The following is a 22502-nucleotide window of genomic DNA, read 5'->3' on the forward strand; positions in this document are numbered from 1 at the left end:
CTCATGGGTAGCGCCGCGCTGCCGCTAATATGAGCGTCGTCAATCTCAACCTTTTGAGCACCTTTATGCTGGCAACCCTCACTCTTAAACAGAAAATACTGGCCACGGTCACCCTGGCCGTGGTCGTCTCCTGCCTGCTGGTAGGCTACTTCAGTCAACGCTCGGCCCAGCAACTGATCGAAAACCGGATGTTCGAGCAGGAGCTCCCCAACCTGACCCAGCGGATCAGCAAGGAGATTGAACAGGATCTCCACGGCATCGCCCAGGCCGCCCGCCAACTGGCCACCGACCGCTTCATTCTCGACTGGGTGGATCGGGGCATGCCCAAAGAGCAGGAGCCGATCCTCATCAACCAGCTCAAGGATGTGGCCAACCAGTATGGTCTGGTGACCGCCTCCTTCGCCGATCGCCAGACCGCAGCCTACTACAACCAGGATGGCTTTCTGCGCAACCTGACCCCAGCGCAGGACGCCTGGTTCTATGACTACACCAAGAGCCAGAAGGAGATGACCCTCAGCATCTTCCGCGAGAGCAACGGCGAGGTGAAGCTGTTCGTCAACTTCCAGCAGCTCAACGGGCGCGGGCTGGCCGGCTTTGCCAAATCCCTCGATACCATGGTGACCATGGTTTCCAACTTCCGGCTGGAAGAGAGCGGCATCGTCTTTATGGTCGATGGCAGCGGCAAGGTGAAGCTGCACCCCGAGGCCAACCGTATCGAGCGTGATACCCTTAGCAACATTGCCAGCGGTGATACAGGCAGCCTGCTGGCCAAACGCCCCTTTGCCGTCATCAACGCCGAGGTAAATGGCGAGCCCATGGTACTGGCCAGCAGCTATATCCCGCTGCTCGACTGGTATCTGGTGGCCCAGGTGCCAGAAGCCGAGATCTATGCCGAACTGGATCAGACCCGCAACGAGATCCTGATGATTTCGCTGGTGATTGCGCTGGCCATGGGGCTGATGGGGATGCTGTTGGCAGGCTCGGTCAGCCGCCCGCTCAACGAGCTGGCCCGCCTGTTCAAGGAGCTGGGCAGCGGCGATGGGGATCTTACCCAGCGCCTCAAGGTGGAAGGACGTGACGAGCTGAGTCAGGTCGCCACCGGCTTCAACAACTTCGTCGCCAAGATCCACGGCTCCATCGAGCAGGTAGCGGAGAACTCCCGCCAGCTCGCGGCCACCGCCAACGAGGTGGCCAACAAGGCGCAGCTGACCCAGCACAACTGTACTGCCCAGCGTGACCGCACCGTGCAGGTGGCCACCGCTATCCACGAAATGGGGGCCACGGTGAGCGAGATCGCCGGTAACGCTTCGCTGGCAGCCGAAGTAGCCAGACAGGCCAACGATCAGGCCGATGCGGGTGCGGTAGTGGTGGCGCAGGCGCGCCACGGCATCGTCGACCTCTCCGGCGAGATTGAGCAGGTGGCAGGGGTTATCGAGTCGCTGGCGAGCCAGACCGACTCCATCGGCAGTATCCTCGAAACCATCCGCAGCATCTCGGAGCAGACCAACCTGCTGGCATTGAACGCCGCCATCGAGGCCGCTCGCGCCGGTGAACAGGGTCGCGGTTTCGCCGTGGTAGCAGATGAAGTGCGTAACCTCGCCAACCGCTCCGCCGCCTCGACCGCCGAGATCCAGGGGATGATCAACCGCTTGCAGGAGCAGAGTGCCCGCGCGGTCAGCGCCATGGCGCAGGGGCGCAACCAGAGTCTGGAGGTAGTGAGCCAGGCCGATGAGGCCAACGCAGCCCTCGGACAGATCACCGCGCACATCACCCAGATCAACGACATGAATATCCAGGTCGCCACCGCCACCGAGGAGCAGTCCAGCGTGGTCGGCGAGATCAACCGCAACGTGGAAGATATCAACCAGCTCACCATGGAGACCGCCGATATCGCCCACCAGCTGACCGAATCGAGCCGCAGCCTGCAGCAGCTCTCCGGTCAGCTGGACAAGCTGGTTGGCAACTTCCGGCTGTAGTCTGCATCCCACTTATGAAGACTCACCAGAGGGCGCTGCGGCACCCTCTGTCATAGCCACGGCAAACGGTGACGCACGGCCATTCAACCGCCGTTATGCGGCTCTCGAAATGCCTCATAATCAGGGAAATATGAGGAGGAGTTATGGGCAAACTGATAGTGATGGTGTTGCTGGGAGGAGTGCTCAGCGCCTGCAGCAACGGGCCGGTGCGGGTACACGGCGCCGACGTGAGCGTAGACGATACCCGGATCCGGGTCAGTGACGGCAGTGGTGGCGGTTATGGCACCTTCTGCCCGCCCGGTCAGGCCAAGAAGGGGCGCTGCTAACCTCTTAGCCAAACCCCGAAAACAAAAAGCCGCTCAAATGAGCGGCTTTTTCATGAAGATGGCAGAAGATTACTTTTTCTTCTTGGCCTTGGCGTTCGGCAGGTCGGTGATGGAGCCTTCGAACACTTCGGCAGCCAGACCCACGGACTCGTGCAGAGTCGGGTGAGCGTGGATGGTCAGCGCGATATCTTCGGCGTCAGCCCCCATCTCGATGGCCAGACCGATTTCACCCAGCAGTTCACCACCGTTGGTACCCACGATGGCACCACCGATGACGCGGCCGCTCTCCTTGTCGAAGATCAGCTTGGTCATACCGTCGGAGCAGTCGGACGCAATGGCGCGACCGGAAGCAGCCCACGGGAAGGTGGCGACTTCGAAGTTCAGGCCCTGTTGCTTGGCTTCCTTCTCGGTCAGACCAACCCATGCCATCTCTGGCTCGGTGTAGGCGATGGACGGGATCACTTTCGGGTCGAAGTAGTGCTTCTTGCCGGCGATAACTTCAGCGGCAACGTGACCTTCGTGCACACCTTTGTGTGCCAGCATCGGCTGGCCCACGATGTCACCGATGGCGTGGATGTGCGCCACGTTGGTACGCAGCTGCTTGTCCACCTCGATGAAACCGCGTTCGGTCACGGCAACGCCAGCTTTCTCGGCATCCAGCATCTTGCCGTTCGGCACACGGCCTACGGCAACCAGCACGTTGTCGTAACGAACCGGCTCGGCCGGGGCGTGTTTGCCTTCATAGGAGACGTACAGGCCGTCTTCGCGCGCTTCAACTGCGGTGACCTTGGTCTCCAGCATGATGTTGAATTTCTTGGCCACACGCTTGGTATAGATCTTGACGATGTCTTTGTCGGCAGCCGGAACCAGCTGGTCGGCAAATTCCACCACGTCGATCTCGGAACCCAGAGAGGAGTAAACGGTACCCATCTCCAGACCGATGATGCCGCCACCGATAACCAGCAGTTTGCCAGGAACGGTTTTCAGCTCCAGCGCATCGGTAGAGTCCCATACGCGCGGGTCATCGTGGGGAATGAACGGCAGCTTCACCGGACGGGAACCGGCCGCGATGATGGCGTTGTCGAAGGTCACGGTGGTTTTGCCGTCTTCCCCGGTCACTTCGAGCGTGTTCGGGCCGGTAAATTTACCCAAGCCGTTAACAACCTGAACTTTACGCATCTTGGCCATGCCAGCCAGACCGCCGGTCAGCTGGTTGATAACCTTCTCTTTCCACAGACGGATCTTGTCGATGTCGGTCTGCGGGGCACCGAAGACAATGCCGTGCTCGGCCAGCGCCTTGGCTTCTTCAATCACTTTGGCAACGTGCAGCAGCGCCTTGGAGGGGATGCAGCCCACGTTCAGGCAGACGCCACCCAGGGTGGAGTAACGCTCGACGATAATAGTATCCAGACCCAGATCGGCTGCACGGAAAGCAGCGGAATAACCGGCAGGGCCAGCACCCAGTACTACGACCTGGGTTTTGATTTCTTTACTCATCATGACCTCTTTGTCGTTCTTATATCCCCGGACAGCGCAGTCTTATACCGAAACGGGTGGCTGCAGCCGTGAAAAAAACGGGGCAAGTTTACGATCATGTTAATGAAATGAGAAGTAAAAAGGGCAGGCTCTGGGCCCGCCCTCTCACTTACAGGACCAGTCGACGAATGTCGGACAGCACGCCGTTCATGGTGGTGATGAAGCGAGCCCCATCGGCACCATCGATCACGCGGTGGTCGTAGCTCAGAGCCAGCGGCAGCATCAGGCGCGGCGCGAACTCTTTGCCGTTCCACTTCGGCTTCATCTCGGACTTGGAAACACCGAGGATGGCCACTTCCGGCGCGTTGACGATCGGGGTAAAGCTGGTACCGCCGATGCCACCCAGGCTGGAGATGGTGAAGCAACCGCCCTGCATGTCGGCAGCGGTCAGCTTGCCGGCACGGGCCTTCTTGGAGATCTCGGCCAGATCGCGAGACAGCTCCATGATGCCCTTCTTGTTAACATCGCGCACCACGGGCACAACCAGACCGTTGGGGGTATCTACCGCCACACCGATGTGGATGTACTTCTTCATGATCAGCTTGCTGCCATCTTCGGACAGGGAGCTGCAGAAGCGCGGGTGGGCTTCCAGCGCCTTGGCGGCGGCTTTCAGGATGAACACCAGCGGGGTGATCTTCACGTCTGCCTTCTGCTTCTCGAGCATCGCATTCTGCTCTTTGCGGAACGCTTCCAGCTCGGTGGTATCGGCTTCGTCGAACTGGGTGACATGAGGGATCATGACCCAGTTGCGGTGCAGGTTCGGACCGGAGATCTTCTGGATGCGGGTCAGCTCGACCTCTTCCACATCACCGAACTTGCTGAAGTCTACTTTCGGCCACGGCAGTACGCCCAGACCGTTGCCACCGGCTACGCCGGCAGAGGCAGGAGCGGACTCGGCACGCTTGATGGCATCCTTCACGTAGGCTTGCACGTCTTCTTTGACGATGCGGCCCTTGCGACCGGAGGCTTTCACCTTGGCCAGGTTGACGCCGAACTCGCGCGCCAGACGGCGTACCGCCGGAGAGGCGTGTACATAAGCGTCGTTGGCAACGAAATCGGTCGCAGCGGCAGCAGCCTGAGCAACCGGAGCCGAAGCAGCAGTAACAGGGGCAGCGGCGACCGGAGCGGCAGCTTGAGCAACCGGCGCGGCAGCAGGAGCTGCGCCAGCCACTTCGAATACCATGATCAGGGAACCGGTGGAGACCTTGTCACCCGCCTTCACCTTGATCTCTTTGACCACACCGGCGAACGGCGCAGGCACTTCCATGGAGGCCTTGTCACCTTCCACGGCGATCAGGGACTGGTCAGCTTCAACCTTGTCACCCACGGCAACCATGATCTCGGTGACTTCCACTTCGTCGCCACCGATATCCGGTACGTTGACCTCTTTGGCAGCGGCGGCAACCGGGGCAGCAGCCACGGGCGCGGCAGCTTGAGCCGGAGCAGCAACGGCAGCAGGCGCAGCGCCAGCCACTTCAAATACCATCACCAGAGAACCGGTAGAGACCTTGGCACCAGCGGCAACCTTGATCTCGACCACGCGACCGGCAAACGGCGCTGGCACTTCCATGGAGGCCTTGTCACCTTCCACGGCAATGATGGACTGGTCGGCTTCAACCATGTCGCCCACGGCAACCATGATTTCAGTCACGTCCACTTCGTCGTCACCGATGTCCGGTACGTGCACATCTTTGCGCACGGCAGCGGCAGGTGCGGCGGCCGGAGCAGCGGCAGCCGGTGCAGCCACTTCAGCAGGGGCGGCAGCGCCTTCGGCTTCGAAGATCATGATCTGGGAACCGGTGGCAACCTTGTCGCCTACCTTGATCAGGATCTCTTTAACGATACCGGCAGACGGGGCCGGTACTTCCATGGAGGCCTTGTCGCCTTCTACCGCGATGATGGACTGGTCCAGCTCGACCTTGTCACCCACGGCCACCATAATCTCGGTGACTTCAACTTCATCGGCGCCGATATCCGGCACCATAATCTGTTTGGACATTGTGCTTTATCCTCTTGCGTCGATCCGCGTGACTGGCTGATGCCGCCACGCACATCTCGCGTTAACCGTTTTAAATCCTGGCAGGGTCACGCCGCATGACGGCGCGACCCTTGATCCACTTACGCGTACAGCGGGTTGACCTTGTCGGCATCGATGCCGTACTTGGCGATGGCGTCGGCCACAACCTGCTTGTCTACCTCGCCGCGCTTGGCCAGTTCGGTCAGAGCAGCAACCACCACGTAGAACTCGTTCACTTCGAAGTGACGACGCAGGTTGGCACGGCTGTCGGAACGGCCGTAGCCGTCGGTACCCAGCACGCGGTAGTTCTCGGTCGGAACGAAGGCGCGAACCTGATCGGCGAAGGACTTCATGTAGTCGGTCGCAGCGATGGTGGCTTCGGAACCCAGTACCTGAGCGATGTAGGGAACACGCGCTTCAGAGGTCGGGTGCAGCATGTTCCAGCGATCCGCGTCCTGACCGTCACGGGCCAGCTCGTTGAAGGAGGTGACGCTGAACACATCGGAACCGATGCCGTACTCGCTGGCCAGGATCTGGGCAGCCTTGCGCACGTGCCCCAGGATGGAACCACAACCCAGCAGCTGAACTTTCGCCTTGGCACCGGCGACGGATTCCAGCTTGTAGATACCCTTGCGGATGCCTTCCTCGGCGCCTTCCGGCATGGCCGGCATGGCGTAGTTCTCGTTCAGGGTGGTGATGTAGTAGAACACGTTCTCCGGGTTCTCACCGTACATGCGGCGCAGGCCGTCCTGTACGATCACCGCCACTTCATAGGCATAGGACGGGTCGTAAGAGATGCAGTTCGGAATGGTGTTCGCCAGGATGTGGCTGTGACCATCTTCGTGCTGCAGACCTTCGCCGTTCAGGGTAGTACGACCGGAGGTTGCACCCAGCAGGAAGCCACGGGCTTGCTGGTCACCGGCTGCCCACGCCATGTCGCCGATCCGCTGGAAGCCGAACATGGAGTAGTAGATGTAGAACGGGATCATCGGGCAATCGTTGGTGCTGTAAGAGGTCGCAGCAGCCAGCCAGGAGGACATGGCGCCCAGCTCGTTGATACCGTCTTGCAGAACCTGACCCTGCTTGTCTTCCTTGTAGTAGGAGACGATGTCGCGGTCTTGCGGGGTGTACTGCTGACCGTGCGGGCTGTAGATACCGATCTGGCGGAACAGACCTTCCATACCGAAGGTACGGGCTTCGTCAGCGAGGATCGGAACGATGCGCTTGCCGATGGACTTGTCTTTCAGCATCACGTTCAGGGAACGCACGAACGCCATGGTGGTGGAGATTTCGCGCGCTTGCTCGCCCAACAGCGGGCCGAAGGCATCCAGCGCCGGGATTTCCAGCTTGGTGGTGCTTTCGCGCAGACGGGTCGGCAGATAGCCTTTCAGGGCTGCACGACGAGCATGCAGGTACTTGTGCTCTTCACTGCCCTCTTCGATCTTCAGGTACGGCAGATCGGCCAGCTGCTCGTCGGCCACCGGCAGGTTGAAGCGGTCACGCAGGTGACGCACGGAGTCCAGCTCCATCTTCTTGACCTGGTGAGCGATGTTCTTGCCTTCGGCCGCTTCACCCATACCGTAACCCTTGATGGTCTTGGCCAGAATAACGGTCGGCTTGCCCTTGGTCTGGGTCGCCTTGTTGAATGCAGCGAACAGTTTGCGAGGATCGTGACCACCGCGGTTCAGAGCGAAGATCTCCTCGTCGGTCATGTCTTTGACCAGCGCGGCAGTTTCCGGATAACGGTTGAAGAAGTGCTCGCGGATGTAGCCACCGTCGCGGGACTTCATGGTCTGGTAGTCACCGTCCACGGTCTCGTTCATCAGCTGGATCAGCTTGCCGGAAGTGTCTTTCTTCAGCAGCTCATCCCACTTGCGACCCCAGATCACCTTGGTGACATCCCAACCGGCGCCAGCGAACAGGCCTTCCAGCTCGTTGATGACCTTGCCGTTACCGACAACCGGACCATCCAGACGCTGCAGGTTGCAGTTGACCACGAACACCAGGTTGTCGAGCTTTTCACGCACGGCAACAGTCAGGGCACCCTTGGCTTCCGGCTCGTCCATCTCGCCGTCACCCAGGAAGGCGTAAACGGTCTGCTCGGAGCAATCCTTGATGCCACGGTCGGTCAGGTACTTCAGGAAACGAGCCTGATAGATGGCGGCGATAGGGCCCAGACCCATGGAGACGGTCGGGAACTGCCAGAAGTCCGGCATCAGTTTCGGGTGCGGATAGGAAGGGATACCCTTGCCGTCCACTTCCTGACGGAAGTTGTCCAGCTGCTCTTCGGTCAGACGACCTTCAGCGAAGGCGCGAGCATAGATGCCCGGGGAGATGTGACCCTGGAAGTAAACCAGATCGCCACCATCCTTCTCGTTACGAGCACGGAAGAAGTGGTTGAAGCAGACATCATAGATGGTCGCAGAAGAAGCGAAGGAAGACATGTGACCACCCAGGTCCAGGTCTTTCTTGGAGGCGCGCAGCACGATCATCATGGCGTTCCAGCGGATGATGGCGCGAATGCGGCGTTCCATCTCCAGGTCACCCGGGTAGTCCGGCTCATCGCTGGACGGGATGGTGTTGATGTAATCGCGATTTGCCTTGGCAGCCACGTCCACACCGCTTGCGCGGGCTTTCTCGGCCAACTGTTCAAGGATGAACTGAGCGCGTTGCGGACCCTCTTCACGCAGCAGGGATTCCAGAGAGGCAAGCCACTCCAGCGTTTCTATCGGGTCCACATCGTTCTTCAGGATATCAGACATGGCTGGTTCCTATGTTGTTGTGATTGCACGGCATTGCACGGCGAAGGGCGCAAGCATTCGACAATAAAGCCTTGTGGGATTAGTTTTCCTGCTGACGGATCCGACGCATGGATCGCTGGATCCGGCTGTCTTCCCTCTGCATATCCAACAAGGTGTCCTCGATAAAGGCCAGATGCTCATGACAAGCTGTTCTGGCCCGCTCCGGAGCCCCCGAAAGAATAGCCTCGATCAGATTCGCGCGATGGCGACGTATCTTGGCTACCACTCCCGGGCGGCGATTCAAAATCTCGTTATTCTGCAGAATGTTCTGTTCGAGCATCGGGCTCATGGCCCGCAGCAGGTGCAGCAGCACCACGTTGTGGGACGCCTCGGCCACCGCCAGATAGAACTGGGTCACGGCTGCCGATTCGGCCACCAGCGAGCCCAGCTGGCCCGCCTCTTCGATAGTGGTTTGCACCTGACGAATACGCTCGAAATCAGACCCGGTTCCCCGCAAGGCCGCGTAGTAGGCACAGATGCCTTCCAGCGCGTGGCGAAACTCCAGCAGGTCATACTGGGCTTCCGGGTGGGTACTGAGCAGTTCGAACAGAGGATCGGCGATCCCCTTGCTCAGGGCATTCTGCACATAAGTGCCGCCGCCCTGACGGCGATAAAGCAATCCGCGCGCTTCCAGTCGCTGGATGGCTTCGCGCAGGGAGGGGCGCGATACCTGAAACTGGATGGCGAGTTCCCGCTCGGGAGGCAATTTCTGTCCCGGCTGCAGGCTGCCTTCCAGAATCATCTGTTCCAGCTCGGCGACAATGGAGTCGGCCAACTTGGGTTGCGTAATCTTGCGATAGGGCATGAGGCTACTTTGTTAAATTGGTATTACCAATTTCATGGATGGGGCGAAAATTAGCAGAGGCCTTTTGAAAAGTCCACTCAAAAGATGATCTGAGTCAAGAATCAGCCCTGCCACTTAAGAGGTAAAGCAGGGGAAACATGATTTAGCTCATAGAAAATGGTCTGACCAATATTCTTGACTTCGCTCACAAATAACATTTGCGCAACCAGAGACAAAAATGGCCTGCCAGATAGGCAAGCCATTGATTTTAAAATCCAAACTAAATTTGAATATTTACTTTAGCTGTTTAGTAGTTGCCGGTAGTAATCCCACTGGAAACTGGCTCCGGGATCCGTCTTGCGCCCTGGCGCGATGTCGCAATGGCCGACAATTTTTTCGTGGGTGATGGCCGGATAGCGCTCCGAGATGGCTCGGGTGAGCCCCACGAGCGCCCGGTATTGAGCCTCGGTATAGGGGGTCTCGTCGGTCCCTTCCAGCTCGATGCCGATGGAGAAGTCATTGCATGCCTCCCTCCCCTGCCAGCTCGATACTCCCGCATGCCAGGCGCGCGCGCCAAACGGCACATACTGCACCAGCTCGCCATCACGGCGGATCAGGCAGTGGGCCGAGACTCGCAGCTGATGGATACCGGCAAAATAGGGGTGAGCCTCAGGGTCGAGTCGCCCCATAAAGAGATCGTCGATAAAGGGGCCACCAAACTCCCCCGGCGGCAGGCTGATGCCATGCACCACCAGCAGGGAGATATCATCCGGCGCTGCCCGTTCGTTGTAATGGGGAGAAGGCACCCGGCGCGCCTGCTGGCACCAGCCTGCGGCATCGATAGAGAAACAAGGTTGCGAAGCGAGTTGAGTCATCGGCTACTCGAGTTGGCTGATAAATGGCGAGAAAACGAAGATACCTGATAGGCAACCCGGCACCAACTCACTGAATCAATGGGAAGTGGTATGTTAGGCTGAGTCATCTTCCGCTCGATATGGATGGAGTATGCAGCACACGGCTCACTGGATGTGGTTACTGGCCTGGCTCTCTTTGATGGGCCTGCTGACCCTCTATTTTCACTCCCGCAACCAACCAAGTGTCACTGCCAGCGGCGAGCTGTTGCTGCGGGCCGACCAGAGCGGCCACTATCGTCTGGAGGGTGCCATCAACGGCCAGCCGGTGCAACTGCTGCTCGATACCGGCGCAACCCGCATCACCATTCCGCAGCAGGTTGCCGAGCGGCTCGGCCTGACCGCTTATGGCAGCAGCCAGGTCAATACTGCCGCGGGACAGATCCGGGTCGGCAACGGCACCATCGAAACGCTGGCGATGGGGCCATTGACCTTGTACGATCTGGCCATCTTTATCAATCCGGCGGCAGACGGTGACGAAGTGCTGGTTGGCATGAACGCCCTCGGTCGGCTGGAGCTGGTTCAAAAGGAGCGGCAACTGCTGCTCAGACCCTTGCAGGAATAAGGCATGTTTCAACAGGATGTCAGCCGCGCCGTGCGCGCCGCACTACTCGAAGATCTGGGCGATGCCCTCACCACGCTGGACCAACCGGACGCCAGCGCCGATATCACCGCCCAGCTGATCCCGGCGGATCGGATGGCCAGCGCCCGGGTCATCACCCGTGAAGCAGGAGTATTCTGCGGCCAGCCCTGGGTGGATGAAGTCTTCCTGCAACTGAAGGCCCAGCTCGGTGGGGAAGTGAAGGTGGAGTGGAAGGTGCAGGATGGGGAAGTGCTCTCCCCCAATCAGGAGCTGTTCCGCCTCCATGGCCCTGCCCGCCTGCTGCTGACTGGCGAGCGCAATGCGCTGAACTTTGTCCAGACCCTCTCAGGCGTCGCCACCCTCACCGCCCGCTACGTGGCAGAGCTGGAGGGCACCGACTGCCGCCTGCTCGACACCCGCAAGACCATCCCCGGGCTTCGCACCGCCCAGAAGTACGCGGTCACCTGCGGCGGCGGCAAGAATCATCGCATCGGCCTCTACGACGCTTACCTCATCAAAGAGAACCATATCCTCGCCTGTGGCGGCATTGCCGAGGCGATTAATGAGGCTCGTCATCTCAATCCGGGCAAACCGGTGGAGGTGGAAGTCGAATCGCTGGCAGAACTGGAGCAGGCGCTGGCGGCCAATGCCGATATCGTTATGCTCGATAACTTCGACGTGACCATGATGCGGGAAGCAGTCGCCATCAATCAGGGCCGCGCCAAGCTGGAAGTCTCCGGCAATGTGACCCTCGACACTCTGGCCGAGTTTGCAGCCACCGGCGTCGATTTTATCTCGGTCGGGGCGCTCACCAAGCATGTACGGGCACTCGATCTCTCCATGCGCTTTATCCAACCGTGAGACGTCCCCCACAGGCTTGAGCAAACACTCGATATAACCGGATAAACAACTTGCAAAAGGCGCCAGAGGCGCCTTTTCTTTATGCAGGATCCCTCGGCAAAGGAGTGTACAGACGGACCCTAACTCGGCCACAGAAAGAGTCATAGGAGGCTACTTCTTTTATGACACGCATCAAGTTTTTGCTAAATGAAAGAAGTGTGATTAACAAAATGGACAATCTCTGTTGCCACCCCTGACAGCTCGGATAAGATACTGACGTGCAGATGATTTTCCACCGGCACTTCCCAGGAACCAAGGATAAAAGGATATTTTCCATGAACAGCAAAATGAAGAAACAATCAGGTTTTACCCTTATTGAACTGATGATCGTGGTCGCGATCGTAGCCATTCTGGCGGCGATTGCACTACCGGCTTATCAGACCTACACACAGAAAGCACGTTTTACTGAAGTAATTTCTGCTGCTGGTCCGGCAAAAACAGCCATTGAAGTCTGTGTACAGTCCAGTTCGAATAACTGTATAGCAAAAGCTCAGGGCTCAGTCTCAGGAGCACAGACAACAACACCAAATGTCGCATCCGTAACAGTAAGCAGTAGTATCACTGATGCCGATACTCCGGCAGAGGGAGATACTTTCGAAATTCAAGCCGTAGGCACGGATGCTGTTGGTGGGTCAGACATAATTTTTGGTGGGACAGTAACTAGCGGTAGAGTGATTTGGACGCAACCAGCTTCCGGTTCTACTTGTATTGCTAATAATCTCTGCTAACGCATGACATCTAGCCCTAATAGCGGCCTGGCGTTAAGCCTGGCCGCCTCTTCACTGATCAGTGAAGAGGATTCCCAGCGCTATCTGAGCCAGGCCAAGGCCCAGCGCAAACCCTTTGTGACCTTTCTGATAGAAAACGACATCCTCGACAGCAAGGCGCTCGCCGATTTTTGCGAGCTGGAGTATGGGGTACCTCTGCTGGATCTTGCCGCCTTCGATTTGGCCGAGATCCCGCAGAAGTACCTCAATCAGAAGCTGATTGAGAAGCATCACGTGCTGCCCATCTATACCCAGGGCCACACCCTCTATATCGCCATGTCGGATCCGACCAATGTCTCGGCCCTGGAGGACTTTGGCTTCAGTTTCGGCCTTCATACCGAAGCGCTGCTGGTGGAGGAGAACAAGCTCACCGCCGCCATCGGCAAGCTGCTGGAGAGCGAAAACGACGCCCTCGGCATGGAGGATATCGACGAGGCCGAGATCTCCGACCTCGAGGTAAGCGACGAGAGCAGCCGGCTCGACGAGAGCGTCAATACCGCCGATGACGATGCCCCCATCGTCAAGTACATCAACAAGATCCTGATGGATGCCATCAAGCGCGGCGCCTCCGACCTGCACTTCGAGCCTTACGAATTCAAGTATCGGGTGCGCTTTCGCATCGATGGTATTTTGCACGAAATCGCAACCCCGCCGGTCAATCTGGCCAACCGCTTCTCTGCCCGCCTCAAGGTGATGGCGCGGCTCGATATCGCCGAGCGGCGGCTGCCGCAGGATGGCCGCATCAAATTGAAGCTATCGCGCAACAAGTCGATGGATATGCGGGTCAACACCCTGCCCACCATGTGGGGGGAGAAGATCGTTATCCGTCTGCTCGACTCCTCGGCGGCCCGCCTCAATATCGAGCAGCTTGGCTTCGACGACCGCCAGAAGGCACAGTACCTGCGAGCCCTCTCGAAACCGCAGGGGATGATACTGGTCACCGGCCCCACCGGCTCGGGCAAGACGGTATCGCTCTATACCGGCCTCAATATTCTCAACACCACCGAGGTGAATATCTCTACCGCTGAAGATCCGGTGGAGATCAACCTGCCGGGCGTCAACCAGGTGCAGGTCAACCCCAAGGCGGGGCTGACCTTTGCCAGCGCTCTGCGCTCCTTCTTGCGGCAAGATCCGGATGTGGTGATGGTGGGGGAAATACGGGATCTCGAAACCGCCGAGATCGCCATCAAGGCGGCACAAACCGGCCACCTGGTGCTCTCGACCCTGCATACCAACTCGGCTGCCGAAACCCTGACCCGGATGATGAACATGGGGGTGCCCGCCTTCAATATCGCCTCTTCGGTCACCCTGATCATGGCCCAACGGCTGGCCCGCAAGCTGTGTGACCACTGCAAGGCGCCGGAGGTGGTGCCGGAAGCCGAGCTGCTGGAGCTGGGTTTTACCCCGCAGCAGCTGGCAGCCGGCTTGCGACTGTTCAAACCGGTTGGTTGCAAGGAGTGTTCCGGCGGCTACAAGGGGCGAGTCGGCATCTACGAAATCATGCTAATGTCGGAAAATATCGCAAAATTGATCATGCAGGGGGCCAACTCCCTGCAAATTGCGGCGATTGCCCAGAAAGAGGGCATGCGCACCCTGCGCACTTCGGGACTGGAGAAGGCACGGCTTGGTGTCACCAGCCTTGCCGAGGTCAACCGGGTCACCACCAATTAAACCTCGCCAAGATGCGAGCAAGATGATCTACCAGCAAGCGACCAGATGGTGCCAAGCCGTTTGAGGATATTTATCAGGTCAGATGGTTCAGGGGCTCCCTGACCATCCGCCCAATTGCAGGATGCAAAGATGGCAACCCTAACGAAAAAGAACAACACCCCGAAAAAAGTCTTTGCCTTCCGCTGGCACGGGGTCAATCGCAAGGGGCAGAAGGTCTCCGGCGAGCTGCAGGCTGACAGCATCAATACCGTCAAGGCGGAGCTGCGCAAGCAGGGAGTAAACGTCACCAAGGTGGCCAAAAAATCTCAGGGGCTCTTCTCCAAAGGCGGCGCCAAGATCAAGCCGATGGATATCGCGATTATCTCCCGCCAGATCACCACCATGCTCTCCGCCGGCGTACCGCTGGTGCAAAGCCTGCAGATCATCGCCCGCAGCCACGAGAAAGCCGCCATGCGCGAGCTGATGGGTGAGATCGCCTCCGATGTTGAGACCGGAACCCCCATGTCGGAGGCGTTGCGCCGCCATCCCCGCCATTTTGACGATCTCTACTGCGATCTGGTTGAGGCGGGGGAGCAATCCGGTGCGCTGGAGACCATCTACGACCGTATCGCCACCTATCGGGAAAAGTCGGAAGCGCTCAAGTCGAAGATCAAGAAGGCCATGTTCTATCCCACCATGGTTATTCTGGTGGCCATAGTGGTGACTTCCATCCTGCTGCTATTCGTCATCCCCCAGTTCGAGGATATCTTCAAGAGCTTTGGCGCCGAGCTGCCGGTGTTCACCCAGTTTGTCATCGGCATCTCACGCTTTATGCAGAACTGGTGGTATGTCTTCTTTGGCGGAGCTGCGCTCGCCATCTTCCTCTATGTGCGCGCCTGGCGCGCCTCCCAGAAGGTAAGGGACAATACCGACAAGTTTGTGCTCACCATCCCGGTGGTCGGTATGATCCTGCACAAGGCGGCCATGGCCCGCTTTGCCCGCACACTCTCAACCACTTTCTCGGCCGGTATCCCGCTGGTGGATGCACTCATCTCGGCGGCCGGTGCCTCCGGCAACTATGTCTATCGCACCGCCGTTATGGCCATTCGCAACGAGGTGGTGGCCGGTATGCAGATCAACGTGGCAATGCGCACCGTCGATCTCTTCCCGGACATGGTGATCCAGATGGTGATGATCGGCGAGGAGTCCGGTGCCATTGATGATATGCTCTCCAAGGTTGCCACCATCTTCGAGCAAGAGGTGGACGACCTGGTCGATGGCCTTACCAGCCTGCTGGAACCCCTCATCATGGTGGTGCTCGGGGTGCTGGTCGGCGGCATGGTTATCGCCATGTACCTGCCCATTTTCAAACTTGGCGACGTGGTGGGTTGATTCATCAGGGCATGGAGCCAAAGCCATGCCCTTCACTCATTCAATAACTGACGGTTGGTTATGACACTTCTTCTCGAGCTGGCTCACGGCTTGCCATGGATCTTTTTTTCGCTGGTTTTTCTCTTCTCCCTGATGATCGGCAGCTTCCTTAACGTAGTGATCCACCGCCTGCCCATCATGCTGGAGCGAGAGTGGCAGGCCGAGTATCGCAGCTACTTCTCCCCCGACGAAGAGGCCATCGCACCAGAGCGCTACAACCTGATGGTACCGCGCTCCGCATGTCCTCACTGTGGTCACCCCATTACCGCCATCGAGAACATTCCGCTGATGAGCTGGCTCTGGCTCAAGGGGCGTTGCCGCGACTGTCAGGCGCCCATCTCGGCCCGCTATCCGCTGGTAGAGCTGATAACAGCCCTGCTCTCGGTGGCCGTTGCCATGGTCATAACGCCGGGCTGGGGCACACTGGCCGCCCTGCTGCTGACTTGGGTATTGGTGGCCCTCACCTTTATCGATCTCGACAAGATGTTGCTGCCAGATCAGCTCACCCTGCCCCTGCTGTGGGGCGGTCTGCTGTTCAATCTGGCAGGTGGCTTCGTACCGCTGGCGGATGCCGTGATTGGCGCCATGGTCGGCTATCTGGTGCTCTGGAGCCTCTACTGGGCCTTCAAGCTGCTCACCGGCAAGGAGGGGATGGGCTATGGCGACTTCAAGCTGCTGGCGGCGCTGGGTGCCTGGCTCGGCTGGCAGGCGCTGCCGATCATATTGCTGCTCTCATCCCTGGTCGGCGCCGTGATCGGCATCAGCCTGATCGCCTTGCACAAACACCATCAGGGCAAGCCCATCCCCTTCGGCCCCTACCTCGCCATCGCGGGCTGGATTGCCCTGCTGTGGGGCGATACCATCACCAACTGGTATCTCTCTACCCTGCTTTGAGCAAGAGGCCCCCCATGTATGTAGTTGCTATTACCGGTGGTATCGGCAGTGGCAAGACCACCATCGCCAATCAGTTTGCCGAACTGGGTATCGAGGTGGTGGATGCCGATGTGATCGCCCGCGAGGTCGTAGAGCCGGGCACCCCGGCCCTTGCCACCATCGCCGACCATTTTGGCCCGGATGTGATTGAGCCGAGCGGTCAACTCGACCGTCGCACCCTGCGCGAGCGGGTCTTCAGCGACCCGCAGGCCAAGGAGTGGCTCAATGCACTGCTCCATCCGCTGATTCGCAGTGAAATGCTGCGCCAGTGTGCCGCAGCCAGTTCTCCTTACTGCCTGCTGGTGGTGCCGCTGCTGGTGGAGAACAAACTCACCGGCCTCGCCGACCGGGTGCTGGTGATCGATGTGGACGAAGCGACCCAGATTGAGCGCACCTGCCGTCGTGATGGCGTCAGCACCGAGCAGGCCAGAGCCATCATCGCAGCACAGGCCAGCCGGAAAGAACGGCTAGCTGCGGCGGATGATGTCATCGAGAACGCCAATGGCAGCGAAATGGCGATAAAAACGCGGATTTTGGCACTGCACGAGACATATCTGGCATTTGCCTCTCAACAACCCCGTCAACAGTGAGTACACTAGGCCGGTTTATGGCTGGCCAGGATTAGGCATGATTTACGATTTTCCCCTCAATGAAAAAAGCCGGACCTACCTGCGTCTGGAGTCCCTGTTTTCCCAAATTCGCGACAATCTGGAGAGCGAGCAATCCTGGGCCCATATCGCCTTCTTCAAAGGGCTGTTCGATCTGCAGGAGCTGCTGGAGCGTGGTGACTTGCGCGCTGACCTTATCAAGGATCTGGAGCGTCTCGGCCAACGTCTGAGCCACTGGGCCAGCCTGCCCGACGTCGATCTGGAGCAGATCAAACAGATGCAGCAAGAGAGCAGCCAGCTCTCCCGCAACCTGCTCAACTCGCCACGCCCGGGAGCCCGCCTGAAAGAGGATCGTCTGCTCGGTTCCATTCGCCAGCGCTTCTCCATCCCGGGTGGTCTGTGTGCCTTCGACGTGCCCCAGCTGCACCACTGGCTCGGAACCCCGGCCATCACCCGTCACCAGCAGATGCAGGGCTGGCTTAGCGACATCACCCTGCTGATGAACGCCATCACCCTGTTGCTGCGTCTGTGGCGTGAATCGGGCAGCTTCAGCGAGCAGGTTGCCAGCAACGGTTTCTTCCAGGACACCGCCGAGAGCGCCGAGCTGATCCGCATCAAGCTGCCGGGCAATCTGTTCTGCTACCCAACCCTGAGCGGCCACAAGAACCGCTTCGCCCTGCGCTTTCTGCCCACCGCAGAACAGCCGATTGGCGACGTGCCATTCCAGCTCGCCTGCTGCTAAGGAGGGCTTATGGTCACCAAGGTAAAGTGTCCGACCTGTCAGAGCGAAGTGGAGTGGGGCTCGCAGAGTCCGTTCCGACCTTTCTGCAGCAAACGCTGCCAGTTGATCGATCTCGGCGAGTGGGCTGATGAAGAGAAACGGATACCCGGGGAGATCAACCCGGATCTGCTGCCAGAGCAGGAAGAGGGCGATCAGTGGCTATAAGCCCCTGGTCACTCTCCGCTATAAAATAAAAAAGGGCCGATGGGCCCTTTTTTGATGCTTGTTTTTGCAACCGGTTCAAACCAGCAGGCCTTGAAGCCGCGCGACAATCGGACCGTTGGCATCGGGAAAGTGGTAGTTGTGCAGCTCGGCCACCGGCACCCACAGACACTCCTGCCCCTCCTTGCCGAACGGCTCGCCGCTGAAACGGGTCACCTTCCAGATATCCAGCAACACCTGCTTCTCGGGGTAGTCGTGCTGCAGTTCCATAAAGGGGGCACAATCCAATACCCGGATGCCGATCTCTTCCCACAGCTCCCGATCCAGCGCAGTCAACAGATCCTCACCGGACTCCACCTTGCCACCGGGAAACTCCCAGCGATCCCCCTGATGGCGATCGGAGGAGCGTCTGGCGATGAAGATATCGCCCCGTTCATTCTCGATGACACCAACCGCCACCCAGATCCGTTTTTTCTGTTCCATCAATTACCTCTGTTCGCTTGTTGCCACCAATAACAAGGCGGGCTCTTGGCCCGCCTGTTATGGCATAGCGTCGATCAGGTCAACTGACCGTGGCAGTGCTTGTACTTCTTGCCGGAACCACACGGGCAGGGATCGTTTCGACCGACCTTCTGCTCGTCGCGTACGAAGGTGGTGTGACCCTCTTCGCCCGCAGCCTGTTCATCGGCCAGCTGGCTCTCGGCAGCGGCGTGGGTATAGGTGCGGGGAGCGGCTTCCGCCTGCTGGCGCTGCTGCTCTTCCATCGCTTCCACATCGCGCTCCTGCACCTGAACACGGCTCAGGATGCTGACCACGTCGCGCTTGAGAGTTTCCAGCATCTGGGTGAACAGATCAAAGGATTCGCGCTTGTACTCCTGCTTGGGGTTCTTCTGGGCGTAGCCGCGCAGATGGATGCCCTGACGCAGGTGATCCATGGCCGCCAGATGCTCTTTCCAGAGGCCATCCAGAGTTTGCAACATCACCGCTTTCTCGAAGTTGCGCAGCACCTCTTTGCCGACCAGCTCTTCCTTGTGGGCATAGAGCTTGGTGGCTTCGTCCAGAATGCGCTCGCGCAGCTTCTCTTCATACAGCTTGTCATCTTCCGCCAGCCACTGCTGCAGCGGCAGATCCAGCGCGAAGTCGGCCTTCAGGCGTGCTTCCAGACCCGGCACATCCCACATCTCCTCCAGAGACTGGGGCGGGATGTACTCGTCAATCACGCTGCCGTAGACATCATCACGGATAACGTGGATGGTCTCGGAGATATCGTTGGTATCCAGCAGCTCGTTACGCTGCTCGTAAACCACTTTGCGCTGGTCGTTGGCCACATCGTCAAACTCCAGCAAGCTCTTGCGGATGTCGAAGTTGCGACCTTCCACCTTGCGCTGGGCATTTTCGATCGCCTTGGTGACCCAGGGGTGTTCGATGGCTTCGCCCTCTTCCATACCCAGCTTCTTCATCATGCCGGTGACGCGATCGGAGGCGAAGATCCGCATCAGAGTATCTTCCATGGAGAGGTAGAAGCGGGAGGAACCCGGGTCGCCCTGACGACCGGAACGGCCGCGCAGCTGGTTGTCGATACGACGGGATTCGTGACGCTCGGTGCCGATAATGTGCAGACCACCGGCGGCCAGCACCGCATCGTGACGCACCTGCCAGGCGGCTTTCAGCTCTGCAATCTGCTCGCTGGTCGGGTTCTCCAGCTTGGCAATCTCTGCCTGCCAGTTGCCGCCCAACACAATGTCGGTGCCACGACCGGCCATGTTGGTGGCGATAGTGACCGCGCCAGTCTGACCGGCCTGGGCGACGATCTCCGCTTCCATGGCGTGGAACTTGGCGTTCAGCACTTTGTGCGGGATCTTCTCCTTGGTCAGGATGCCGGAGAGCAGCTCGGAGTTCTCGATAGAGACGGTACCAACCAGTACAGGCTGGCCCTTGGCCACGCACTGACGGATATCTTCGATGATGGCGGCATACTTCTCATTGGCGGTCAGGTAGACCAGATCGCCCATGTCTTTGCGCACCATCGGCTTGTTGGTCGGGATAACCACGGTATCCAGGCCATAAATCTGCTGGAATTCAAAGGCTTCGGTATCTGCAGTACCGGTCATCCCCGCCAGCTTGTTGTAGAGACGGAAGTAGTTCTGGAAGGTGATGGATGCCAGCGTCTGGTTCTCGTTCTGGATCTTCACCCCTTCCTTCGCTTCAACGGCCTGATGCAGACCATCAGACCAGCGACGACCCGGCATGGTACGACCGGTGTGCTCATCGACGATGACGATTTCGTCTTTCTGGACGATGTAGTCGACGTTGCGCTCGAACAGGGTGTGAGCACGCAGACCCGCATTGACGTGGTGCAGCAGGCTGATGTTGGAGGCGGAGAACAGGGAGTCGTTCTCGTCCAGCAGCCCCTCTTTCTTGAGCAGCTCTTCCACGAAGATCTGACCGTTTTCGGTCAGCAGGGCCTGACGGTTCTTCTCGTCCACCGTGTAGTGACCGTCACCGGTGTACTCTTCGGTATCTTCCTTGTCTTGCTTGACCAGCAGCGGGATCAGCTTGTTGACGCGAATATAGAGCTCGGAGCTGTCTTCGGCCGGGCCGGAGATGATGAGCGGAGTACGGGCTTCATCGATAAGCACCGAGTCCACCTCATCCACCAGCGCGTAGTTGAGCGGACGCTGTACGCGCTGCTCCGGCGAGAATGCCATGTTGTCGCGCAGGTAGTCGAAACCGAATTCGTTGTTGGTACCGTAGGTGATGTCGGCGGCGTAGGCGTCACGCTTCTGGGACGCATCCATACCGGGCACGTTGCAGTCGACGGTCATGCCGAGGAAGGCGAACAGCGGGCGGTTAGCCTCCGCATCACGCTTGGCCAAATAGTCGTTTACCGTTACCACGTGCACACCACGGCCGCTCAGGGCGTTCAGATAAGCTGGCAAAGTCGCCGTAAGAGTCTTACCTTCACCGGTTTTCATTTCCGCGATACGGTTGGAGTTCAGCACCATGCCGCCGATCAGCTGCACGTCGAAGTGACGCATGCCGAACACCCGCTTGGAGGCTTCACGCACGGTCGCGAACGCTTCCGGCAGCAACTGCTCCAGGGTCTCACCCTGCTCGATACGCTGACGATATTCAGCCGTTTTGGCCTGCAACTCGGCATCGGAAAGAGCCTCGAACTGCGGCTCCATGGCATTGATCTGTTTTACAATTTTGCGCAAAGCCTTGAGCGTTCTGTCGTTCCGGCTGCCGATAATCTTGGTAAGCAGTGTGCTAATCATGGGTACCAACTATTTCTGGTTATAAAAGCGTTCCGTCACTGGAACCTGAAGAAAAAAACCTAACCCCGTCTGGCACTGAGAAAGCGTGCGGGGTTGACCTGACGACCATCTTTCAACACTTCGTAATGCAGGTGGACCCCGGTCGCGCGACCGGTGCGTCCCATCAAGGCAATCTTCTGACCCTGATCAACCAGGGTGCCCACCTCGACCAGCAACCTGGAGTTGTGGGCATAGCGGGTGACCAGGCCATTGCCGTGATTAATCTCCACCATATTGCCAAATTCCGGATGACGGCCCGCCCAGCTGACAATGCCGGGCCCGGTGGCCAGAATCGGGGTTCCGGGTTTGCCACGGAAATCGACCCCTTTGTGCATCTTGGCACGCCCGTTGAACGGATCGACCCGTCCACCAAACCCGGACGAGACCCAAACTCGTTCCTGTTTGACTGGCGTGCCGGAAATAAAACCGGCATCGGTGATATGGTGATTCATGATGAAAGATTCAAGTACCGACAGCTGCTCTTCGCGGCGGCTGAGCTGCTGGCTGAGGTGTTTCATCGAGGCCTGCAGCTCGTTGAGGCTCACTTCCAACTCTTCATCATAAGAAGGGCCGCCCATCGGAGGCAGCTCTTTGAAATTGAACTCGTCGGGATCGAGATCGGCCTGCTCGGTCAATCGTTCACCGAGGGCATTGAGACGGCCAAGCTGACCCTGCATGGTGCCCACCTGAGCAGCCAGCATCGCCAACTGTTCACGGGCTTCGTCACCACTCTGGTCAACGGACTGTTGCTCGGCAACGGCAAGCGCCACTTCCAGCGCCTCCATTTTCTGGTGCCAGCTCTGCCAGAGCCAACCACCACCAAGGGCCAACAGGGAGAAGAGAATACCGCCGACCCAGGCCAGACGTTGTTTGGGCAGGTGCAACTTGCGTCGCTGCTTGCCGTGGAGGATCAGGGTAATGCTCATAGAAATCAGTCTGCTCGGTCAGGTGCGGCCAGGAGCCTGCACGGGAAATAAAACCGGGAGATAATCGGTATTAAAGGATGGAGTAAACAAATG

At 58.7% G+C, this 22502-nt stretch carries 19 protein-coding genes; 11 read left to right on the forward strand and 8 right to left on the reverse strand.

Going from position 1 to position 22502, the window contains the following annotated elements; translation table 11 throughout:
- Positions 1–65 precede the first annotated feature (65 nt).
- Positions 66–1976, forward strand: coding sequence for a methyl-accepting chemotaxis protein (locus tag G5287_RS14765; protein WP_227341831.1), 1911 nt, complete (start codon positions 66–68; stop codon positions 1974–1976).
- A gap of 143 nt (positions 1977–2119) precedes the next feature.
- Positions 2120–2302: a hypothetical protein gene (locus G5287_RS14770; RefSeq protein ID WP_216952195.1), complete on the forward strand. Its 183-nt coding sequence runs from the start codon at positions 2120–2122 to the stop codon at positions 2300–2302.
- 69 nt (positions 2303–2371) lie between these two features.
- Here the strand turns inward: G5287_RS14770 and lpdA are convergent, their stop codons facing one another.
- The 5 genes from lpdA to ampD form a co-directional block, all read right to left on the reverse strand.
- Positions 2372–3799: a dihydrolipoyl dehydrogenase gene (lpdA, locus tag G5287_RS14775; protein ID WP_005341659.1), complete on the reverse strand. Its 1428-nt coding sequence runs from the start codon at positions 3797–3799 to the stop codon at positions 2372–2374.
- A 148-nt stretch (positions 3800–3947) separates the two neighbouring features.
- The gene (gene aceF / locus G5287_RS14780; protein ID WP_216952196.1) at positions 3948–5837 is read right to left on the reverse strand and encodes a pyruvate dehydrogenase complex dihydrolipoyllysine-residue acetyltransferase; all 1890 of its coding nucleotides are present in this window, start codon (positions 5835–5837) and stop codon (positions 3948–3950) included.
- 119 nt (positions 5838–5956) lie between these two features.
- Positions 5957–8617, reverse strand: a complete 2661-nt coding sequence (gene aceE, locus G5287_RS14785; RefSeq protein ID WP_335843623.1) for a pyruvate dehydrogenase (acetyl-transferring), homodimeric type — start codon at positions 8615–8617, stop codon at positions 5957–5959.
- Positions 8618–8696: 79 nt separating this feature from the next.
- Positions 8697–9461: a pyruvate dehydrogenase complex transcriptional repressor PdhR gene (gene pdhR, locus G5287_RS14790; RefSeq protein ID WP_005336127.1), complete on the reverse strand. Its 765-nt coding sequence runs from the start codon at positions 9459–9461 to the stop codon at positions 8697–8699.
- Positions 9462–9739: 278 nt separating this feature from the next.
- Positions 9740–10315, reverse strand: coding sequence for a 1,6-anhydro-N-acetylmuramyl-L-alanine amidase AmpD (gene ampD / locus G5287_RS14795; RefSeq protein WP_421231503.1), 576 nt, complete (start codon positions 10313–10315; stop codon positions 9740–9742).
- Positions 10316–10445: 130 nt separating this feature from the next.
- On the opposite strand from ampD, the gene G5287_RS14800 reads away from it, so the two are divergent.
- The 9 genes from G5287_RS14800 to yacG all read left to right on the forward strand — a co-directional run bounded on the left by G5287_RS14800 (position 10446) and on the right by yacG (position 18169).
- Positions 10446–10916, forward strand: coding sequence for a retropepsin-like aspartic protease family protein (locus G5287_RS14800; protein WP_421231504.1), 471 nt, complete (start codon positions 10446–10448; stop codon positions 10914–10916).
- Between the two features lie 3 nt (positions 10917–10919).
- Complete coding sequence (nadC, locus tag G5287_RS14805; protein ID WP_421231505.1) at positions 10920–11795, forward strand: carboxylating nicotinate-nucleotide diphosphorylase; 876 nt, start codon at positions 10920–10922, stop codon at positions 11793–11795.
- Between the two features lie 326 nt (positions 11796–12121).
- The gene (locus G5287_RS14810) at positions 12122–12562 is read left to right on the forward strand and encodes a pilin (RefSeq protein ID WP_288728883.1); all 441 of its coding nucleotides are present in this window, start codon (positions 12122–12124) and stop codon (positions 12560–12562) included.
- A 3-nt stretch (positions 12563–12565) separates the two neighbouring features.
- Positions 12566–14272: a PilB family type IVa pilus assembly ATPase TapB gene (tapB, locus tag G5287_RS14815; protein ID WP_216952199.1), complete on the forward strand. Its 1707-nt coding sequence runs from the start codon at positions 12566–12568 to the stop codon at positions 14270–14272.
- Positions 14273–14401: 129 nt separating this feature from the next.
- Positions 14402–15643: a type II secretion system F family protein gene (locus G5287_RS14820; RefSeq protein ID WP_227341827.1), complete on the forward strand. Its 1242-nt coding sequence runs from the start codon at positions 14402–14404 to the stop codon at positions 15641–15643.
- A gap of 60 nt (positions 15644–15703) precedes the next feature.
- On the forward strand, positions 15704–16576 hold the full coding sequence (locus G5287_RS14825; RefSeq protein WP_227341826.1) for a prepilin peptidase: 873 nt from the start codon (positions 15704–15706) through the stop codon (positions 16574–16576).
- 14 nt (positions 16577–16590) lie between these two features.
- Positions 16591–17205, forward strand: coding sequence for a dephospho-CoA kinase (gene coaE, locus G5287_RS14830; RefSeq protein WP_227341825.1), 615 nt, complete (start codon positions 16591–16593; stop codon positions 17203–17205).
- A 37-nt stretch (positions 17206–17242) separates the two neighbouring features.
- Positions 17243–17965 (forward strand): cell division protein ZapD, encoded by a 723-nt coding sequence (zapD, locus tag G5287_RS14835; RefSeq protein ID WP_227341824.1) that lies wholly within the window; start codon positions 17243–17245, stop codon positions 17963–17965.
- Between the two features lie 9 nt (positions 17966–17974).
- Entirely contained in the window at positions 17975–18169 is a 195-nt protein-coding gene (yacG, locus tag G5287_RS14840; protein ID WP_216952204.1) for a DNA gyrase inhibitor YacG, read from the forward strand.
- 75 nt (positions 18170–18244) lie between these two features.
- Here the strand turns inward: yacG and mutT are convergent, their stop codons facing one another.
- The 3 genes from mutT to G5287_RS14855 all read right to left on the reverse strand — a co-directional run bounded on the left by mutT (position 18245) and on the right by G5287_RS14855 (position 22409).
- Positions 18245–18649 (reverse strand): 8-oxo-dGTP diphosphatase MutT, encoded by a 405-nt coding sequence (mutT, locus tag G5287_RS14845; protein WP_227341823.1) that lies wholly within the window; start codon positions 18647–18649, stop codon positions 18245–18247.
- Positions 18650–18723: 74 nt separating this feature from the next.
- Entirely contained in the window at positions 18724–21444 is a 2721-nt protein-coding gene (gene secA, locus G5287_RS14850) for a preprotein translocase subunit SecA (protein WP_204482309.1), read from the reverse strand.
- 59 nt (positions 21445–21503) lie between these two features.
- Positions 21504–22409, reverse strand: a complete 906-nt coding sequence (locus G5287_RS14855; protein ID WP_421231506.1) for a peptidoglycan DD-metalloendopeptidase family protein — start codon at positions 22407–22409, stop codon at positions 21504–21506.
- Positions 22410–22502: the final 93 nt, after the last annotated feature.

This window comes from Aeromonas sp. 603079, assembly GCF_049172135.1.
GTDB classification, from domain to species: Bacteria; Pseudomonadota; Gammaproteobacteria; order Enterobacterales; family Aeromonadaceae; genus Aeromonas; species Aeromonas veronii.

What these genes read in the sequence shown, in the direction of transcription:
- ampD (WP_421231503.1), bottom strand. Translation starts at nt 10,315, where the DNA reads ATGACTCAACTCGCTTCGCAACCTTGTTTCTCTATCGATGCCGCAGGC.
- nadC (WP_421231505.1), top strand. Translation starts at nt 10,920, where the DNA reads ATGTTTCAACAGGATGTCAGCCGCGCCGTGCGCGCCGCACTACTCGAA.
- tapB (WP_216952199.1), top strand. Translation starts at nt 12,566, where the DNA reads ATGACATCTAGCCCTAATAGCGGCCTGGCGTTAAGCCTGGCCGCCTCT.
- mutT (WP_227341823.1), bottom strand. Translation starts at nt 18,649, where the DNA reads ATGGAACAGAAAAAACGGATCTGGGTGGCGGTTGGTGTCATCGAGAAT.
- G5287_RS14810 (WP_288728883.1), top strand. Translation starts at nt 12,122, where the DNA reads ATGAAGAAACAATCAGGTTTTACCCTTATTGAACTGATGATCGTGGTC.
- G5287_RS14800 (WP_421231504.1), top strand. Translation starts at nt 10,446, where the DNA reads ATGCAGCACACGGCTCACTGGATGTGGTTACTGGCCTGGCTCTCTTTG.
- secA (WP_204482309.1), bottom strand. Translation starts at nt 21,444, where the DNA reads ATGATTAGCACACTGCTTACCAAGATTATCGGCAGCCGGAACGACAGA.
- G5287_RS14765 (WP_227341831.1), top strand. Translation starts at nt 66, where the DNA reads ATGCTGGCAACCCTCACTCTTAAACAGAAAATACTGGCCACGGTCACC.
- coaE (WP_227341825.1), top strand. Translation starts at nt 16,591, where the DNA reads ATGTATGTAGTTGCTATTACCGGTGGTATCGGCAGTGGCAAGACCACC.
- yacG (WP_216952204.1), top strand. Translation starts at nt 17,975, where the DNA reads ATGGTCACCAAGGTAAAGTGTCCGACCTGTCAGAGCGAAGTGGAGTGG.
- pdhR (WP_005336127.1), bottom strand. Translation starts at nt 9,461, where the DNA reads ATGCCCTATCGCAAGATTACGCAACCCAAGTTGGCCGACTCCATTGTC.
- aceE (WP_335843623.1), bottom strand. Translation starts at nt 8,617, where the DNA reads ATGTCTGATATCCTGAAGAACGATGTGGACCCGATAGAAACGCTGGAG.
- G5287_RS14820 (WP_227341827.1), top strand. Translation starts at nt 14,402, where the DNA reads ATGGCAACCCTAACGAAAAAGAACAACACCCCGAAAAAAGTCTTTGCC.
- zapD (WP_227341824.1), top strand. Translation starts at nt 17,243, where the DNA reads ATGATTTACGATTTTCCCCTCAATGAAAAAAGCCGGACCTACCTGCGT.
- lpdA (WP_005341659.1), bottom strand. Translation starts at nt 3,799, where the DNA reads ATGAGTAAAGAAATCAAAACCCAGGTCGTAGTACTGGGTGCTGGCCCT.
- G5287_RS14770 (WP_216952195.1), top strand. Translation starts at nt 2,120, where the DNA reads ATGGGCAAACTGATAGTGATGGTGTTGCTGGGAGGAGTGCTCAGCGCC.
- G5287_RS14825 (WP_227341826.1), top strand. Translation starts at nt 15,704, where the DNA reads ATGACACTTCTTCTCGAGCTGGCTCACGGCTTGCCATGGATCTTTTTT.
- aceF (WP_216952196.1), bottom strand. Translation starts at nt 5,837, where the DNA reads ATGTCCAAACAGATTATGGTGCCGGATATCGGCGCCGATGAAGTTGAA.
- G5287_RS14855 (WP_421231506.1), bottom strand. Translation starts at nt 22,409, where the DNA reads ATGAGCATTACCCTGATCCTCCACGGCAAGCAGCGACGCAAGTTGCAC.